Source organism: Aeromonas bestiarum, from assembly GCF_000819745.1.
GTDB lineage: Bacteria > Pseudomonadota > Gammaproteobacteria > Enterobacterales > Aeromonadaceae > Aeromonas > Aeromonas bestiarum.
This window is the reverse complement of sequence record NZ_CDDA01000012.1, coordinates 94,265-109,654: the sequence shown is the minus strand read 5'-3', so window position 1 is coordinate 109,654 and position 15,390 is coordinate 94,265. Positions and strand designations below refer to the sequence as shown.

The 15,390-nt window shown below is 63.4% G+C and carries 16 protein-coding genes and 1 pseudogene; 9 read left to right on the top strand and 8 right to left on the bottom strand.

Going from position 1 to position 15,390, the window contains the following annotated elements:
• Positions 1 to 126: 126 nt before the first annotated feature.
• Entirely contained in the window at positions 127 to 630 is a 504-nt protein-coding gene (locus BN1118_RS06480) for a GNAT family N-acetyltransferase (RefSeq protein ID WP_043555084.1), read from the top strand.
• A 137-nt stretch (positions 631 to 767) separates the two neighbouring features.
• Complete coding sequence (locus BN1118_RS06475; protein WP_043555083.1) at positions 768 to 1,340, top strand: RBBP9/YdeN family alpha/beta hydrolase; 573 nt, start codon at positions 768 to 770, stop codon at positions 1,338 to 1,340.
• 41 nt (positions 1,341 to 1,381) lie between these two features.
• Here BN1118_RS06475 and nqrE read toward each other — a convergent pair whose 3' ends face one another.
• The 4 genes from nqrE to BN1118_RS06455 all read right to left on the bottom strand — a co-directional run bounded on the left by nqrE (position 1,382) and on the right by BN1118_RS06455 (position 5,267).
• A complete protein-coding gene (nqrE, locus tag BN1118_RS06470; protein ID WP_042867538.1) occupies positions 1,382 to 1,981 on the bottom strand; it encodes an NADH:ubiquinone reductase (Na(+)-transporting) subunit E in 600 nt (199 codons plus the stop codon).
• A gap of 154 nt (positions 1,982 to 2,135) precedes the next feature.
• Entirely contained in the window at positions 2,136 to 2,546 is a 411-nt protein-coding gene (locus BN1118_RS06465; RefSeq protein WP_043555082.1) for a hypothetical protein, read from the bottom strand.
• 308 nt (positions 2,547 to 2,854) lie between these two features.
• A complete protein-coding gene (gene recJ / locus BN1118_RS06460; RefSeq protein WP_043555081.1) occupies positions 2,855 to 4,585 on the bottom strand; it encodes a single-stranded-DNA-specific exonuclease RecJ in 1,731 nt (576 codons plus the stop codon).
• Positions 4,551 to 5,267, bottom strand: a complete 717-nt coding sequence (locus tag BN1118_RS06455) for a disulfide isomerase DsbC N-terminal domain-containing protein (RefSeq protein WP_043555080.1) — start codon at positions 5,265 to 5,267, stop codon at positions 4,551 to 4,553. Before BN1118_RS06455 ends, recJ begins: the two co-directional genes overlap by 35 nt.
• Before the next feature lie 260 nt (positions 5,268 to 5,527).
• Between BN1118_RS06455 and mscL the strand changes: the two genes are divergently transcribed.
• On the top strand, positions 5,528 to 5,935 hold the full coding sequence (mscL, locus tag BN1118_RS06450; protein WP_005317444.1) for a large-conductance mechanosensitive channel protein MscL: 408 nt from the start codon (positions 5,528 to 5,530) through the stop codon (positions 5,933 to 5,935).
• Between the two features lie 67 nt (positions 5,936 to 6,002).
• Here the strand turns inward: mscL and xerD are convergent, their stop codons facing one another.
• Positions 6,003 to 6,914, bottom strand: a complete 912-nt coding sequence (gene xerD, locus BN1118_RS06445) for a site-specific tyrosine recombinase XerD (RefSeq protein WP_043555079.1) — start codon at positions 6,912 to 6,914, stop codon at positions 6,003 to 6,005.
• Positions 6,915 to 7,121: 207 nt separating this feature from the next.
• Between xerD and fldB the strand changes: the two genes are divergently transcribed.
• The 6 genes and pseudogenes from fldB (at position 7,122) to BN1118_RS06420 (ending at position 11,963) form a co-directional block, all read left to right on the top strand.
• Positions 7,122 to 7,640 (top strand): flavodoxin FldB, encoded by a 519-nt coding sequence (fldB, locus tag BN1118_RS06440; RefSeq protein ID WP_042867526.1) that lies wholly within the window; start codon positions 7,122 to 7,124, stop codon positions 7,638 to 7,640.
• Positions 7,641 to 7,812: 172 nt separating this feature from the next.
• Positions 7,813 to 7,936, top strand: a pseudogene (locus BN1118_RS22505) (flavodoxin FldB); the annotation flags it as partial.
• Between the two features lie 188 nt (positions 7,937 to 8,124).
• Positions 8,125 to 9,525 carry a TldD/PmbA family protein gene (locus BN1118_RS06435; protein ID WP_043555078.1) on the top strand — a complete coding sequence of 467 codons (1,401 nt, stop codon included), beginning with the start codon at positions 8,125 to 8,127 and terminating at the stop codon, positions 9,523 to 9,525.
• The gene (locus BN1118_RS06430) at positions 9,525 to 10,865 is read left to right on the top strand and encodes a TldD/PmbA family protein (protein ID WP_043555075.1); all 1,341 of its coding nucleotides are present in this window, start codon (positions 9,525 to 9,527) and stop codon (positions 10,863 to 10,865) included. Before BN1118_RS06435 ends, BN1118_RS06430 begins: the two co-directional genes overlap by 1 nt.
• Positions 10,866 to 11,040: 175 nt before the next feature.
• A complete protein-coding gene (locus BN1118_RS06425; protein WP_043555073.1) occupies positions 11,041 to 11,433 on the top strand; it encodes a VOC family protein in 393 nt (130 codons plus the stop codon).
• A gap of 230 nt (positions 11,434 to 11,663) precedes the next feature.
• Positions 11,664 to 11,963 (top strand): hypothetical protein, encoded by a 300-nt coding sequence (locus BN1118_RS06420; RefSeq protein ID WP_043555072.1) that lies wholly within the window; start codon positions 11,664 to 11,666, stop codon positions 11,961 to 11,963.
• A gap of 72 nt (positions 11,964 to 12,035) precedes the next feature.
• Here the strand turns inward: BN1118_RS06420 and BN1118_RS06415 are convergent, their stop codons facing one another.
• The 3 genes from BN1118_RS06415 to BN1118_RS06405 all read right to left on the bottom strand — a co-directional run bounded on the left by BN1118_RS06415 (position 12,036) and on the right by BN1118_RS06405 (position 15,390).
• Positions 12,036 to 12,962, bottom strand: a complete 927-nt coding sequence (locus BN1118_RS06415; protein WP_043135772.1) for a L,D-transpeptidase family protein — start codon at positions 12,960 to 12,962, stop codon at positions 12,036 to 12,038.
• Between the two features lie 269 nt (positions 12,963 to 13,231).
• On the bottom strand, positions 13,232 to 14,515 hold the full coding sequence (locus tag BN1118_RS06410; RefSeq protein ID WP_043555070.1) for a glycosyltransferase: 1,284 nt from the start codon (positions 14,513 to 14,515) through the stop codon (positions 13,232 to 13,234).
• Complete coding sequence (locus tag BN1118_RS06405) at positions 14,515 to 15,390, bottom strand: TauD/TfdA dioxygenase family protein (protein WP_043555069.1); 876 nt, start codon at positions 15,388 to 15,390, stop codon at positions 14,515 to 14,517. Before BN1118_RS06405 ends, BN1118_RS06410 begins: the two co-directional genes overlap by 1 nt.

The window sequence follows — 15,390 nt, the reverse complement described above, 5'->3', positions numbered from 1 at the left end:
CGCTCTTTTTTATGGGCCAGCCGCGGGCTGACGCCGTTCCGGCTCCCGACAGCAGCCAGCGTCGTTTGCGCTCACTTCGCCGCCGGGTTAACGTGAACGCCCTTCTCCCTTTGAGTGATGTGCAGTATGCCAACCCCTCTCGTTCGCCTGATCCCCATGAGCCAGGCTCACTACCCCGCCTATTGCACCTACTTCATCGAGGACTATGCGCAGGATATCGCCAGCAATCATGGCCATGATCTCGCCACTGCCCGTCGCAAGGCCGAGGCCTCCCTGCAGCACTCCCTGCCGCAGGGGGTAGCCACCGCCGGCCACAGCCTGCTCTGCATCCTGCCCGCAAGCGAAGAGGGGTCGCTTGCAACCGCAGAGGTGCAGCCACTGGGCTATCTCTGGCACGCCATCGACCCCGATGCCAGCGCCACCTTTATCTATGACTTCTATGTCGCCCCGGCTCACCGCAGCCAGGGGATCGGCAAGGCCGCCATGGCGGTGCTGGAGGCCGAGCTCAGGGCCAGTGGCATCAGCCAGATCAAGTTGCGGGTCGCGTACGACAACCCGCGCGCCCTGGCGCTTTACCAGGAGGCGGGCTTCGCCATCACCGGCTACAACATGGCCAAGCGGCTGGACTGAGCGGTTTGCCCCTCCCCTGTATCACCCGGACAGGGACGTGTCGGCACCCAGGGGCGCTGGTATTATGTGGCTGCCCCGGCCAGTTGCCGCAGCGGCACGGTTTTTCATTCCCTGTTGCCCGTTTCAGGATCATGCTCATGTCACACACCCGCGTCTTCATAGTGCACGGCTACACTGCCTCCCCCCAGTCCCACTGGTTCCCCTGGCTCAAGGAGAAACTCGAAGCCCGCGACATTCAGGTCGAGGTGCTGGCCATGCCAGACCCACACCGGCCGGAACCGGCAGCCTGGGATGCCGCCATGGACCGCCTGGTGCGGGATCACGATGAGCGCACCTTCCTGCTGGGCCACAGCCTCGGCTGCATCGCCATACTGCGTCAGCTCGGCCGCCTGCCCGCCTGCCGCCGGGTGGGCGGGATCCTGCTGGTGTCCGGTTTCGATCAGCCGCTGCACACCCTGCCGGAACTGGATCCCTTCATGCAGCCGGGCTACGACCCGGCGCACATCATGACCCTGGCTCCCCAGCGCGTCGTGGTTGCCTCCCGCGACGATGCCATAGTGCCCTATCGCTACTGCCAGCACCTGAGCGAACAGCTGGCCGCGCCGCTCTACAGCCTGGAGCAGGGTGGCCACTTCCTCGACCGGGACGGCTTCCTGACACTGCCGCTGGTCCACGACCGGCTGCTGGGGATGATAACCCCCGCCGAATAGCAAAACGGCCACGCAAGTGGCCGTTTTCACAGGTGGCGTGCCTAGAGCGACATGCCGGAGAAGGACATGAAGCCGAGCGACATAAGCCCAGCCACTATGAAGGTGATGCCGATGCCGCGCAGCCCCTCGGGTACATCCGAATACTTCATCTTCTGGCGCAGACCGGCGATGGCGACGATGGCCAGCAACCAGCCAAGCCCTGAACCCGCCCCATACACTATGGATTCGATGAAATCGTAATCCCGCTGGGCCATGAACATGACGCCGCCGAAGATGGCACAGTGCACCGTCAAGAGTGGCAGATAGATGCCCAGCGCGTGATGGAGCGCCGGGAAGTGCTTGTCGAGCACCATCTCCATCACCTGCACCAGCGCGGCCAGCACCCCTATGTAGACGATGAAATCGAGAAAGCTCAGATCAAATTCCCCTAGGAAGGTGCTCTCTGGCCGCAGGATATGGCGGTAGATCAGGTTGTTGAGGGGAATGGCGATCACCATGACCACCAGCACCGTCAGGCCCAGGCCGAAGGCGGTATTGATGTTCTTGGAGACGGCCAGGAAGGTACACATGCCCAGAAAGAAGGCCAGCGCCAAGTTTTCGACAAAAATCGACTGAATAAACAGGTTTACATAATAATCCATCGGATCGGCTCACAGCTTGTGCAGAGAAGGGCCCGACTCCCGCACGGCGGGCGGGGTAAGCAGGGGCAACAGGGCGCGGCAACCGATCGCAGGCGTCAGCCAGCAGAGAGGTCAAACAGTCAGTCGACGGGGAAACGCCGGATCCGGTGCGCGCTCAGCAGCAAGCCGGACGCGAGTGGCCGTGACAGAAGCGAAATTGCAGGTGGTGGCAGATCAGCAGGCGTTTGTGCAGGTAACCGAAGTAACCTGACAGCTGCCTGAGGTAGATGAGGGGCAGGAAGAACAGCAGGCCGCAGAGCAGGCCCAGGATCTCGTGCTGGAACCAGGCCAGCAGCATCTGATAGAGCTCGGGGTGACTGGCGCTCTCCAGCCGCCGCCCCTGTTCGAAGCTGAGCCGCCACTGGCCGCCCGGCGGCAGGCTGACGCTGTTGACGAGTCCTGTATCGGACGGCTCGTGCAGTTGCATCGCGGCCAGCCGGTCGGCCGATGTCGGCTGACCGGACACACTGACGCCTCCCGCCGCGAAGGCGGCAAGCCACAAGATAGAGGCGATGGCGAGGGCCATCAGTCCTGTCGGTGATCGGCCAAGGGGTGGCAAGCGGTCAGGTCCCTGAAAAAAGACAACAGATAAAACGAGCCGAATATATCACATCCCCTCCATTTATTGAATTTAAACATCCAACAATTAACCTTACTCGATACTAAACACCCGTTATATCCAAAAAGGCGGCATTTAAAATCCATAAAAAGACAGTGAGCCCTGCCGCCCTTCTCTGATAATGGCTCCTCCCCCCCTGATTGGCAGCCCTGGCCGATAACAACACGGCCACCCTGAGGTGGCCGTTGTCGTGAGCAGATCTGCCAGAGCCGGCGCTAGATGCCGGCGGCTTCCAGATGCTCCACCAGCAGCTGCACGCTGCGGTTGCCGCGCCACTCGTTGACATCGAGCCGATAGACCAGCCGCACCCGCTTCACCGAGGCATCCGGCCAGCGCTTGAGATCGACCCCGAAGGCGATGGCATCCACCGCATGACCCGAATCCGTGGTCAGCATCATCTTGAGGTGCTTTTCCCCCACCAGTCGCTGCTGCACCAGCACGAATTCGCCGTCAAACAGCGGCTCTGGGAAGGCCTGGCCCCAGGGGCCGGAGGCGCGAATAAGTTCAGCCAGCTCAAGACTCAGTTCATCGGGCAGCAGTTCGCCGTCGGTGAGCAGCACCCCGGTCAGCAGTTCGGGGGTCACCAGCTCGCTTATCACAGTCTCAAACGCCCGGCCGAAGGCCTCGATATTGGCCTTGGGCAGGGTCAGCCCGGCCGCCATGGCATGACCGCCAAACTTTCCCATCAGGCCCGGATGGCGGGTATCGAGCAGCTCGAGGGCATCGCGCAGGTGCACACCGGGGATGGAGCGACCCGAGCCCTTGAGCTCGGTGTCGCTGCTCTCGGCGAAGGCGATCACCGGTCTGTAGTACTTCTCCTTCACCTTGGAGGCCACCAGCCCCACCACCCCCTGATGCCACTCGTCTCTGTGCAGCACTATGCCGGAGGGCACCTCGCCGTCCCGGAAACGGATCTGCTCCAGGGTGGCGAGCGCCTCCTGCTGCATCCCCTGCTCTATCTCCTTGCGCTCCTGGTTCAGGCTGTCCATTTCGGAAGCGAGCTGGCGCGCCAGATTGAGGTCGTCGCTCAGCAGACAGGCGACCCCGAGGGACATGTCGTCGAGCCGGCCCACGGCGTTGAGGCGCGGCCCCAGCGCGAAGCCGAGATCGGCGGCGGTGAGGCGGCGACCGTCCCGGCCCGACACGTCCACCAGCGCCTGAATGCCGGGACGGCAGCGACCGGCCCGGATCCGCTGCAGCCCTTGGTGCACCAGGATGCGGTTGTTGCCATCCAGCGCCACTACGTCGGCGACCGTGCCAAGCGCCACCAGATCCAGATAATCCGCCACATTGGGGGCACGAATGCCCTGGCGCTCGTACCAGCCCAGCTGACGCAGGTGGGTGTTGAGGGCCGCCATCAGATAGAAGGCCACCCCCACCCCGGCCAGGGACTTGGAGGGGAAGTCGCAGCCGTGCTGGTTGGGGTTCACTATCGCATCGGCAGCCGGCAGCTCCTGGCCCGGCAGGTGATGATCGGTGACCAGAACCTGCATGCCGGCCGCCTTGGCCGCCGCCACCCCGGCGATGCTGGAGATGCCGTTGTCTACCGTGATGAGGAATTCTGCGCCGCGCGCCACCGCCAGCTCGACGATCTCGGGGGTGAGGCCATAGCCGAACTCGAAGCGGTTGGGCACCAGAAAGTCGATGTGCTTGCCGCCCATGGCCCGCAGGGCCAGCACGCACAGGGCCGAGCTGGTGGCGCCGTCGCAGTCGAAGTCACCGACAATCAGGATGCGCTGCTGGGCGGTGAGCGCCGCCGCCAGCAGCGGCACCGCCTGCTCCATGCCGAACAGGCGCTGGGGTGGCAGCAGCGAGCTGGCGCTGCGCTCCAGCAGGACGGGATCCTCTACGCCACGGCTGGCGAAGACTTGACGAAGCAGTGGATGCAGGGTGGCGGGCAGATGGGAATCATCAACTCGCGGACGACGACGGATTTGCAGGGGCATTGATGTGATCCAGTATCTTGAGCAGTTGTTCAGGACTCTGATAACCCCGTACCAGATCCCCGTTTGGCAGGACCCAGCTCGGCAGCGCCTTGATCCCGAGCCACTGGCTCAGGCCGATATGATGGGCAAGGATCTCATTACAACCGGCCGCAGGCAAACGATCACTGAGACTGAGTTCACTGAACAGGGCGGGATCGCACCAGCGCGCCTGCGCCTCGGCCAGATCGGCGAAGGTACTCAGCGCTGGCAACAGTTGCACGCTCACCCCCTGCGCCTGCAGTATGGGCAGCTCATCGAGCGAGGTACGGCAGCTGCGGCAGGTCAGATCGGTAAAGAGTGTGATGCTGTGACGCTCGGGCACCGCCTTGAGCTGCATACGCCGTTCGCCGATCTGGGTCAGGGCCCGCTGCCGCTGCTGACGCTGGCCCAGCATGGTGAGGTTTTTCATGTCGTGGCCCAGATCCAGCATGATGCCCTGGAGCACATAGTCTCCCTTGGCATCGGCATAGAGCGGTCCCTGACTGGTGCCCAGCATGAAGAGGCCGGGCATGGGGGTCGCATCCACCAGATAGACCTGAACCCCGAGCCGCTGCTCTATACGCTGTTTCAATAATTGGGGATCCATCCCCGCGCTGGCAGCAAAGGTGCACAGCAGCATCATTCCCAGTAGTAAATGCTTCACTCTTTTACTCACTTGGCATGAACGAATGGACTCACAAGGTAACTCAGGCCATATACTGGCCTCAACCTGTTAATTACTGATTGATTAATAGCGAGGGCTGCAAAAAAATCCCTCCCTGACAGGTTGCCAATTGGGCAGAGGCCCAGCAAGCTAACCGTGACGACAGGAAACAAGACGGTCATCCCTCTGTTTTCCTGATGCTTTATTATTCAAACCTTGGTGCGGCAGCCGCCGCACTCTGCCCATTTTTGGAGGGAAACATGAGTCTGATTCAAGAGTTCAAGGCCTTTGCAGCCAGGGGCAACGTCATCGACATGGCGGTCGGTATCATCATAGGTGCCGCCTTCGGCAAGATAGTCTCCTCCTTCGTGGGTGACGTGATCATGCCGCCAATTGGTCTGATCCTGGGGGGAGTGGACTTCAGCGATCTCGCCGTGACCCTGAAGGCCGCCGAGGGTGCCACCCCGGCCGTGGTCATCGCCTACGGCAAGTTCATCCAGACCATCATCGATTTTCTGATCATCTCCTTCGCCATCTTCATGGGGCTCAAAGCCATCAACACCCTCAAGAAGAAGCAGGAAGAGGCAGCCGCTCCCGCCGGTCCCACCAAGGATCAGGAGCTGCTGAGCGAAATCCGCGATCTGCTCAAATCCCAGCAGGGAAAATAAGCGCCAACTCCTGTCGTGTGTTTAAAAAAAACCGCCCTCGGGCGGTTTTTTGTTGCGCGTCGGCGGCTCAGGCGCGGGGGTGGTGCTCCCCATGCAGCGCCTTGAGTCGCTCGTTGGCCACATGGGTGTAGATCTGGGTGGTGGAGAGATCCGCATGACCCAGCAGCATCTGCACCACCCGCAGATCGGCGCCGTGGTTGAGCAGATGGGTGGCAAAGGCGTGGCGCAGGGTGTGGGGAGAGAGCTCGCCCTGGATCCCGGCGCGCAGGGCATAGAGCTTGATGCGATGCCAGAAGGTCTGGCGGGTCATCATGCGAGCCAGCCTGGAGGGGAACACCACGTCCGAGCTGGTGCCCCCCAGCAGCAGGGTGCGGGCCTCCCGGTAGTAACGCTCGAGCCAGTGGATAGCCTCCTCCCCCATGGGCACCAGCCGCTCCTTGTTGCCCTTGCCCACCACCCGCACCAGCCCCTGGCGCAGGCTGACATGCTCGGCGGTGAGCCCCACCAGCTCGGAGACCCGCAGTCCGGTGGCGTAGAGCAGCTCCAGCATCGCCTTGTCACGCAGCTCCAGCGGATCGTCCACCAGCGGCGCCGCCAGCAGCGCCTCCACCTCCCCTTCACTGAGATCGGAGGGGAGCTTCTTGGGCAGCTTGGGCCCCTCCAGCAGCACGGTCGGGTCATCACTGCGCAGCTTTTCGCGGTTCAGATACTGGTAAAAGCGGCGCAGGGCAGACAGAAAGCGGGCCGTGCTGCTGGCGGCGAACTGGTGATCCACCCGCCAGGCGAGGTAGTGCTGGATCTCGTCCATCCCGGCCAGCAGCAAAGAGCTGCCCTGCTCATCGAGCCAGAGGGCAAACTTTTCCAGATCGCTGCGATAGGAGCTGACAGTGTTGTCAGACAATCCCCGCTCCAGCCAAAGGGCGTCGAGGAAGGGTTCGATCAGGGGATGATTGTGCACGGCAGGCGCTGGCTTGGTCATGGTACTGGGTCTTGGGCAAACGGTGGCCCATTGTAGCGCGCCCGGCGCCCGGCGACAGCGGGATCTGATGAGGCCTGCACCACGCTTGCCCCGTGAAGGGTGCCGGGCAATCTGTTAAACTGGCGCCCCTCCCTGCTGCCTCCGCGCGCGCCAGCCCCACGCGCCGCCAGGATAAAGAGCTATCTGTTTTACGGTAAGGACAGTGCGATGAAGATAGGTTTGTTTTACGGTTCCACCACCTGTTACACCGAGATGGCCGCCGAGAAGATCCGTGCCCTCATAGGCCCGGAGCTGGTCGATCTCCACAATATCAAGGATGTGCCCCTCATCCGCATGCAGGAGTACGACATCCTGATCCTCGGCATATCCACCTGGGACTTTGGCGAACTGCAGGAAGATTGGGAGTCCCGCTGGGAGGACATCAAGGATGTCCATCTGGAGGGACGCATCATAGCCCTGTTCGGCCTGGGCGATCAGCTGGGCTATGGCGAATGGTATCAGGATGCCCTCGGCCTGCTGCACGATCAGCTGGTGCCCAAGGGGGTCAAGCTGGTGGGTTACTGGCCCAGCGAGGGGTACGAATTCGACGCCTCCAAGGCGCTGATCGACGATGGCCGTCACTTCGTCGGCCTGGCGCTCGATGACGCCAACCAGTACGACCAGACCGAATCCCGCATCGAACAGTGGGTCGACCAGATATTGAGCGAGATCCACGAGCTGCTCTGATCCAGGCGGTTTGACGATGGCCGTCATCTTGCGTCGGCCTGGTCTTCGACGACGCCAGCCAATGGGACCAGACCGACCTCGCATCGAGCAGTGGGTCGACCAGATATTGAGCGAGATCCACGAGCTGCTCTGATCCAGGTGGCTTGCATGCTCGATGCCCCCTTGGATACGGATCGACGATGGCCGTCATCTTGTGTCGGCCTGGTCTTCGACGACGCCAGCCAATGGGACCAGGTCGATCCCGCATCGAACAGTGGGTCGACCAGATCCTCGGCGAGATCCACGAGCTGCTCTAACCTCTCCTGCCGGCGGCCTGGAGCTGGGCCGCCGGGCGCACGAATCGCACCGATTTTCTCAATCGGTATCATCGCATGACGCTATAGCGACTTTTTTGTGCTGGTCTGCAACAATGCAATCGACACCCCATAACACAATCAGAAGGGTGTCGGAAGCAAACAGGAAACAGACCAGAAAAGGATATTCTATGACCTCATTCTCCCTGTTGGCCCCCGCCATTGCCCGCGACGTGCTCGATCACGCGCTGGCGCTCGGTGCCGACTTCGCCGAGCTGTTTGTGGAGCGCAAGCGCCGCAGCCAGCTCAGCCTGCTCTCCAGCCAGATAGAGAACATCAGCGGCGGCCTCGATTTCGGCATAGGCGTGCGCCTGTGCTACGGCCACAAGGTGCTCTACGGCTACACCAACCTGGCCGATCGCAACGAGCTGCTGCGCATCGTCACCCTACTGGCGGCCAAGGACAGACGCGACCCAGTGGTGACCGCCACCGCCTTCAACTTCAGCCGTTTCACGGACCGCAACCCGGTCACCCTGCCGCTCGGTGCCGACAAGCTGCTGGAGCAGAAGATTGCCTATCTGCACGCCATGGATGCCGCGGCCCGCGCCGAGAGCGCCAAGGTAAGCCAGTTCTCGGGCAATGCCCTGGGCTGGGAGCAGGAGGTGGAGATCTTCAACAGCGAAGGGCTGCAAGTGGCCGATCGTCGCCACTACAACCGCATCATGGCCCAGACCATAGCCATGGAAGGGAGCGAGCAGAGCGTGGGCTACGAGGCCCCCGGCGCCATGATGGGCTGGGAACACGCGGCCCTCATAGACCCGCGCGAGCTGGCCCTCACCGCCACCCGCCAGGCGCTGGTGAAACTCGGCGCAGCCCCCTGCCCGAGCGGCACCCTGCCGGTCATCATGGAGAGCGGCTTTGGCGGCGTCATCTTCCACGAGGCGTGCGGCCACCTGCTGGAGACCACCTCGGTGGCCAAGAAGGCCTCGGTGTTCCACGACAAGATGGGCCAGCTCATCGCCAACCCCGTGGTCAACGCGGTGGACGAAGGCTTGCAGGGCAACGCCTGGGGCTCCATCAACGTCGATGACGAGGGCATGGCGACCCAGCACACCCAGCTCATCAAGGATGGCGTGCTGACTGGCTTCCTGGTCGATCGCATGGGAGCGCTTAGAACCGGCTATGCCCGCACCGGCTCGGGGCGACGTGAATCCTATCGCTTCGCCCCGGCGTCGCGCATGCGCAACACCTATATCGAGGCGGGCAGCCACAGCCTGGACGAGATGCTGGCGACGGTGGAACACGGTATCTATGCCAAGCGGATGGGCGGCGGATCTGTGCAGCCGGGCACAGGCGAGTTCAACTTCAATGTGCAGGAGGCCTATCTCATCGAGGGGGGCAAGATCACCCGGCCGCTCAAGTCGGCCACCCTGATCGGCACAGGGCCCCAGGTGCTCAAAGAGATCTCCATGGTGGGCCGCGATCTCGCCATCGCTGCCGGCATGTGCGGCTCTGTCTCAGGCTCGATCCCGGCATCCGTCGGCCAGCCACCACTCAAGGTCGACAATATTCTGGTCGGAGGGAACGCCTGATGAGCCAACTCGATATGAATACTCTGCTCACCCGCCTGCTGGACAAGGTCGCCGATATCAATGCCGAGGCGGACATCATAGCCAATCGGGACAAGGCTTTCTCCCTCAAGGCCGACAAGGGCGAGCTGGGTGAATACAAGGTTACCAGCAGCCAGCAACTCGGCATCCGCCTCATCAAGGATGGCCGGGTCGGCATCGCCTACTCGGAATCCCTGGATGAGCCGGCGCTGGATGCCATGCTGCAGGATGCGCTCGATGCCAGCCGCTTCGCCAAGCTGGATGCGGATCAGCGCATCTCGGTGGCCAACAGCCAGCTCAGCACGCAGTACGCCGAGATCAACCAGCCCGACACCACGGCAGCGAAGGAGAAAATCGCCCTGGCCCTGCGCCTCGAAGCAGACATGCTGGCCCTGCCGGATGTGACCGGCGCGCCTTACAACAGCTTCTTCGAAGGGGAGAGCCAGCTCTGGCTCGCCAACAGCCTGGGCAGCCGCTGCCAGCACAGTGAATTCAGCGTCGGCTGCTACACCTCGGCGCTGATCGAGCGGGCTGGCCGCCAATCCATGCATTCCCAGGGGCAGTATGGCCGTCGCTTCGACGAGCTCGACAGCCAGGGCCTCATAGCGCAGATCCATGCCGTGGCCGACGGCCTGCTGCCGGGGGAAGCCGTGCCGAGCGGTCACTACAGCGCTCTTTTCAGCACCAACTGCTTCGCCAGCCTGTTTGGCTGCTTCCAGGCGGCGCTGTCGGGCAAATGGGCCCAGCAGGGGATCAATCCCTGGCGCAGCAAGCTTGGCCAGTCGGTGGCCTCCCGCTGGCTCACCCTGGAGAGCCGGGCCTATATGCCGGGCGGCATGAACATCAAGGCGTTTGACGGTGAAGGGGCCCCCACCTCGGATCTGCTGCTGATTGGCGAGGGCGAGCTCAAGACGCTGCTCCACAACAGCGCCACCGCTCACCACTTCGGCCTGGCCAGCAACGGCTCGGCAGCGCGCAGTGCCCGCGGCGCGCTGGATGTGACGGCGCGCCACCTGGTATTTGGCACAGGCCCCCACAGCGAGGCCGAGGTCAAAACCGGCGAGTATCTGGAACTGGTCAAGCTGGACGGTCTGCACTCCGGTGCCGATGCGGTGAGCGGTGACTTCTCGTTCGGGGCATCGGGCTTCCTGTGCCGGGACGGCGTTCACATCCAGCCAGTGCGCGGCATCACGGTGGCGGGCAACTTCTATCGCCTGCTGGGCGAGCTGGAGGCGGTCGGCGATCGGCTGCACCACGACGATGGCAAGGGCTTCTACGCGCCCCTCATCCGCTTTGGCGGGCTGAACATCGCAGGCAAGTAACTGTATATCGAGGGGAAAAGACTTCACTTCACCACCCAAAAACGGCGCCATCAGGCGCCGTTTTTTTGCCTCTGGCGCCCCTCAAAGGCCACTCCTACCCTCTAAGAACCTGTCTACGACCTGTCGCGAGAGGCCGTCAGCAAGGAAAAGAGCCGCCGGTCGCATCGGCCGGAACATGCTGGAGATCACCAAGATGGACAATACCCTGGTCTGGGCCGACATTCCGACACGGGATCTGGATCGTGCCATGGCCTTCTACTCGGCCCTGCTCGACGTGCCGGTCACGCCGATACAGGAGGAGATACGCTTCGCCATGCTGCGCCACGATGGCAACAACGCGGCGGCCTGCCTCGGCCCCATGGATAAATACCACCAGCCGGGCGGCACTGGTCCTCTCATCTATCTCTCCCTCGGAGACAGGCTGCAAGCGGCGCAAGAGATGGTCCCAAGGCTAGGCGGACGCGTGCTCGAACCCTTGCACAGCATCGGCAGCGGCCATGGCTCCCGGGTCATCATAGAAGACACCGAAGGCAACTGGCTTGCCCTCTACGCCCCTCCCACCCCCTGAGCAAGATAAGCGCCGCGTCTGGATGTGCGCGGCCTTGTCACCCGCAGCCGGCGGCCATAGCAAGGGCAACCTCTGGGTTGCCCTGTTTTTTTCAGTCAACCCGCCAGCGCCGGGCGACATGGCAAGCGGTCAAATAACGCTCAGCTCCCTTCTGAACAGGTCGATAGTGACAGTGCAAGGCAATGAAAAAGTGGTTTCCTACCAGAGTGCAAGACAATCAGGAGGTCTGCATGAAGACAATCGCAGTGGCGCTCACCCTCGCCACCATCTCCACGGCACAGGCGGTGCCGGCAACCAGTACGGGACGCATCAGCTTCAGCGGAACCATAGTGGAAGATGCCTGCCGTATCCAGCAGCAACAGGATCAGATGCAGGTCACCTGCCTCTCGGGCCCAGCGCAAACCACAGAGACACTCAATCTGCAGCAGTTGGCGAAACAGTCGCCACTGCGTCTCGCCAGCAGCCAGGTTTCCTGTCGATGGATTGACTCGCGCCATACCATGGCGGTGGTCACCATCAGCCACGAATAGCTCTCACCAAGGCCAGAAACAACAACGGCGACCACAAGGTCGCCGTTGTTCATTACCGGGTCTCCCGGGCCATCAGGCCTGCGGGTTGAGACGGGTCGGCATGCCGGTACGCTGTTCCAGCACCTGCTTGACCACATTGGAGTCGCTGTCCATGTGGGCGATGAAGCGGGTGATGGCCGGGGTCATGGGCAGCGGCACGGACGTGGTGGAGTTGAACTCCTCCTCGTTGCGCGACAGCGGCTCGTGGACTTCCATGTAGCGACCGCCATCCGGCTCGACCGTGGACTTGACCGGCTGGTTGACGAACTGGACGCGAGTTCCGACCGGAACCTTGTCGAACAGGTACTTGATGTCGTCGGCACGCAGACGCACGCAACCGCTGCTCACCCGCAGACCTATGCCGAAGGTGGCGTTGGTGCCGTGGATGGCATACAGGTTGCCGATGTAGAGGGCGTGCAGACCCATGGGGTTGTCCGGACCGGCCGGCCAGACCGCAGGCAGTGTCTTGCCCTGGGCGGCGTAGCGGCGACGGATGTTCTCGGTCGGGGTCCAGGTCGGGTTGGCGCGCTTGCGCTCCACCTTGGTGATCCAGTTTTCCGGGGTATTCACACCCAGCTGGCCTATGCCGATGGGCAGCACTTCCACCACGTTCTTGCCTTTGGGGTAGTAGTAGAGGCGCATCTCGGCCACGTTGATGACGATCCCTTCACGGGGCGCATTCGGCAGGATCAGCTGATGGGGGATGACCAGCTTGCTGCCCGGTGTCGGCAGATAGGGGTCGACGCCCGGGTTGGCTTCCATGATGTTGGTCAGGCCCAACTGGAAGTCGGAGGCGATCTGCTCCAGCGGACGGTTGTCCGCAGGCACCACGTATTCCTGGTTCTCACCGATCAGGCGGCTGTTGGCCGCGGGCAGTGTGTATTCAACGGCGGCGGCCTGATGGCTGACCAGCGTCAGAGTACATAAAAGGGCCGAAGCGGCAGTGCGAAGGGGATTCATAAAATTCCTGTGTGGTTTCCTGTACCAAGTTGGCCGGGGGCCGTGTCATCCTCGGTCTGGCCTGTGACGAGTCACCCTGCGCCCGAGGTCAATAACCGAGCGCGCATTCTTTCCTGAGTCGGCCAAAAATTCAACGTCGGGATGGCTCTTTTTGCATGAAAAAGTGCATCCATCGCCGCCGGCGCCTGCTCTTTAGCTGGCAAGCAGGCTAACAACCGCAAACTGAGCAGAAGCTGAACAAAAAGGGAGGCCAGATCGGCCTCCCTCCGTTATCGGGTGCTGGCGAGCAAAGTCGTCACCGCCCCGGCGATGGCGGCCCTGGCATCCAGCCTTCCCATCTCGTCGGCCAGCAGGCGCGCCCGTGCCCGATAGCGCGGCTCGCGCACCAGCTTGCGCACCGCGGCGGCCACGGCCTCTGCCGTCGGCTCGTTGCTGTGCAAATTGATGCCAACGCCACTCCACGCCACCCGGGTCGCTACCTCGGCCTTGTCCTCCCCCGTGCCCGCCACCACCAGCGGCACCCCGTGGGCCAGGGCGGCCTGCACAGAACCATAGCCGCCGTTGGTCACCAGCACGGCGGCCCGGGGCAGCGCCAGCTCGAACGGCACATGCTCGGTGACGATGGCATTGGCGGGAATGGATGGACCCAGCAGCGCCGGATCCCGCCCGCCCGTGGTCAGCAGCAGTTGCAGCTCGTCACCCGCCAGCCCCTGCATGGCCGGGATCAGCAGCTGCCCCAGATCCACGTTGGCCAGGGTGCCCTGGCTGACGATGACCAGCGGCCGTTCATCCAGTTGCTCCCACCAGGGCGGCGGCACCAGCTCAATCCGGGGTGGCAGCAGGGGGCCGACATAACGGATCACCCCCTCAAGCTCCGGCCGCTCGTATTCAAAGCCGGCGCAGGAGAGCTGCAGGAAGGCATCGGGCGCCGTCACCATCACATCGGTGAAGGGGGCCGCCAGCGGCGACGCCCCCGCCTCGGCCAGCGCGGCATCGAAGCACTGCTGTACCTCGGCCTGCAGTCGCCGGGTCTGTTCATCCAGCCAGGGCAGCTCGCCAAGGGAGCGGCGCAGCTCGGGAGGAATGCGCGGGCCGTAGAAGATGGCATCCGGGCTCGAGAAAGAGACGGGGTTCACCCCCAGCATCAGTATGGGAAGGCGCCGGCCGCGCGCCTGCTGCAACAGCGGCAGCACGCCGTAGAAGCCGTTCTCCACCAGCAGCAGATCCACCCCCTCTTCCACGATCAGCGCCCGCAAGCGGCGGTCGTGCTGCGGGATGGGCGCGGCGAAGAAGCGCCTGAGCGCCAGCGCCATCTGGGCGGTACCGCTCAGCTCGGCCCGCTCGGGGAAGTGCTGCTCCAGCGCCCGGTAGTCAAAATCCAGCTCGGGGGAGAAGGGCACAAACTCGGCGCCGCTCTGGCGGATACGCTGCTCGAACAGGGCGCCGCACAGCATCAACACCCTGTGCCCCTCCTCCACCAGCAGGCGGGCCGCCGCCAGCATGGGGTTGACGTGGCCCGGGGTGGCGGTGGCCGCCAGCAAAATGGTCGCCATCACGCCGCTCCTTGCGGCGCCAGCGCCGGGTTGAGGCAGAGCGGGCTGGCCTGGATATGGACCCGCTGGATGTGGCGCGCCGAGCGGGCGGTGAAGCCTTCCCGCCCGTGCAGCAGGCCGAGGTTGTCGGCGATCACCACGTCCCCCGGCTGCCACTGGTGGGCATAGAAGTAGCGCGGATCGTAGAGTCGCTCGTGCAGATCCTGCAGGAAGGCGTCCTGCTCATCGGGCGGGATCCCCTCAATCTGCAGCGCATGCTGATTGAGGAAGCGCACCCCCTCGCGCGGCGGCTCGTTGTAGCGCATGACGGTTTCGCCACTCACTGGATGGGGCACCAGCAGGGGCGAGCTCACCTCGCCGCCGTAGTGCACCACCTGCTTGATGCGATAGGTGATCCGTACCCGCTCCCAGCAGGCCAGCCGCTCGCCATCGAGATCCACCAGCAGCTGGCGGGTATTGATGAAGGTGGTGCGCCCCCCCTCGTCGGCAGCCGGGGCGTGCACGCAGTGAAACAGCTGGAACTCGGGCAGGGTCGGTTTGTACATGCCATCCCAGTGCAGCGGCACATAGCTGGAGTCGAAGATATGGTCGGTGGCGTTCTCGTGCTCCTTCACGTCCAGCACGGCGCCGAACGGCCACATCATGATCTCGCCCCACGCCTCGCCGTAGCGGGTCAGCCGCTCGGGGTCGGTGAAGCCGGACTCGAATCCGCGCAGGATCAGCACGCCGTGGCGACGGGCCAGTTCACGCAGCGATTCGACCGATAGGGCCTGCACAGCCTGCCCCTCCCGGGCCGGTTCGATCAGCAGACCGAAGGGGGCCTGGGGGTGAATGCGGCAATGCTCGCCGCCGAGGGGAATGATGGATGCTGTCAT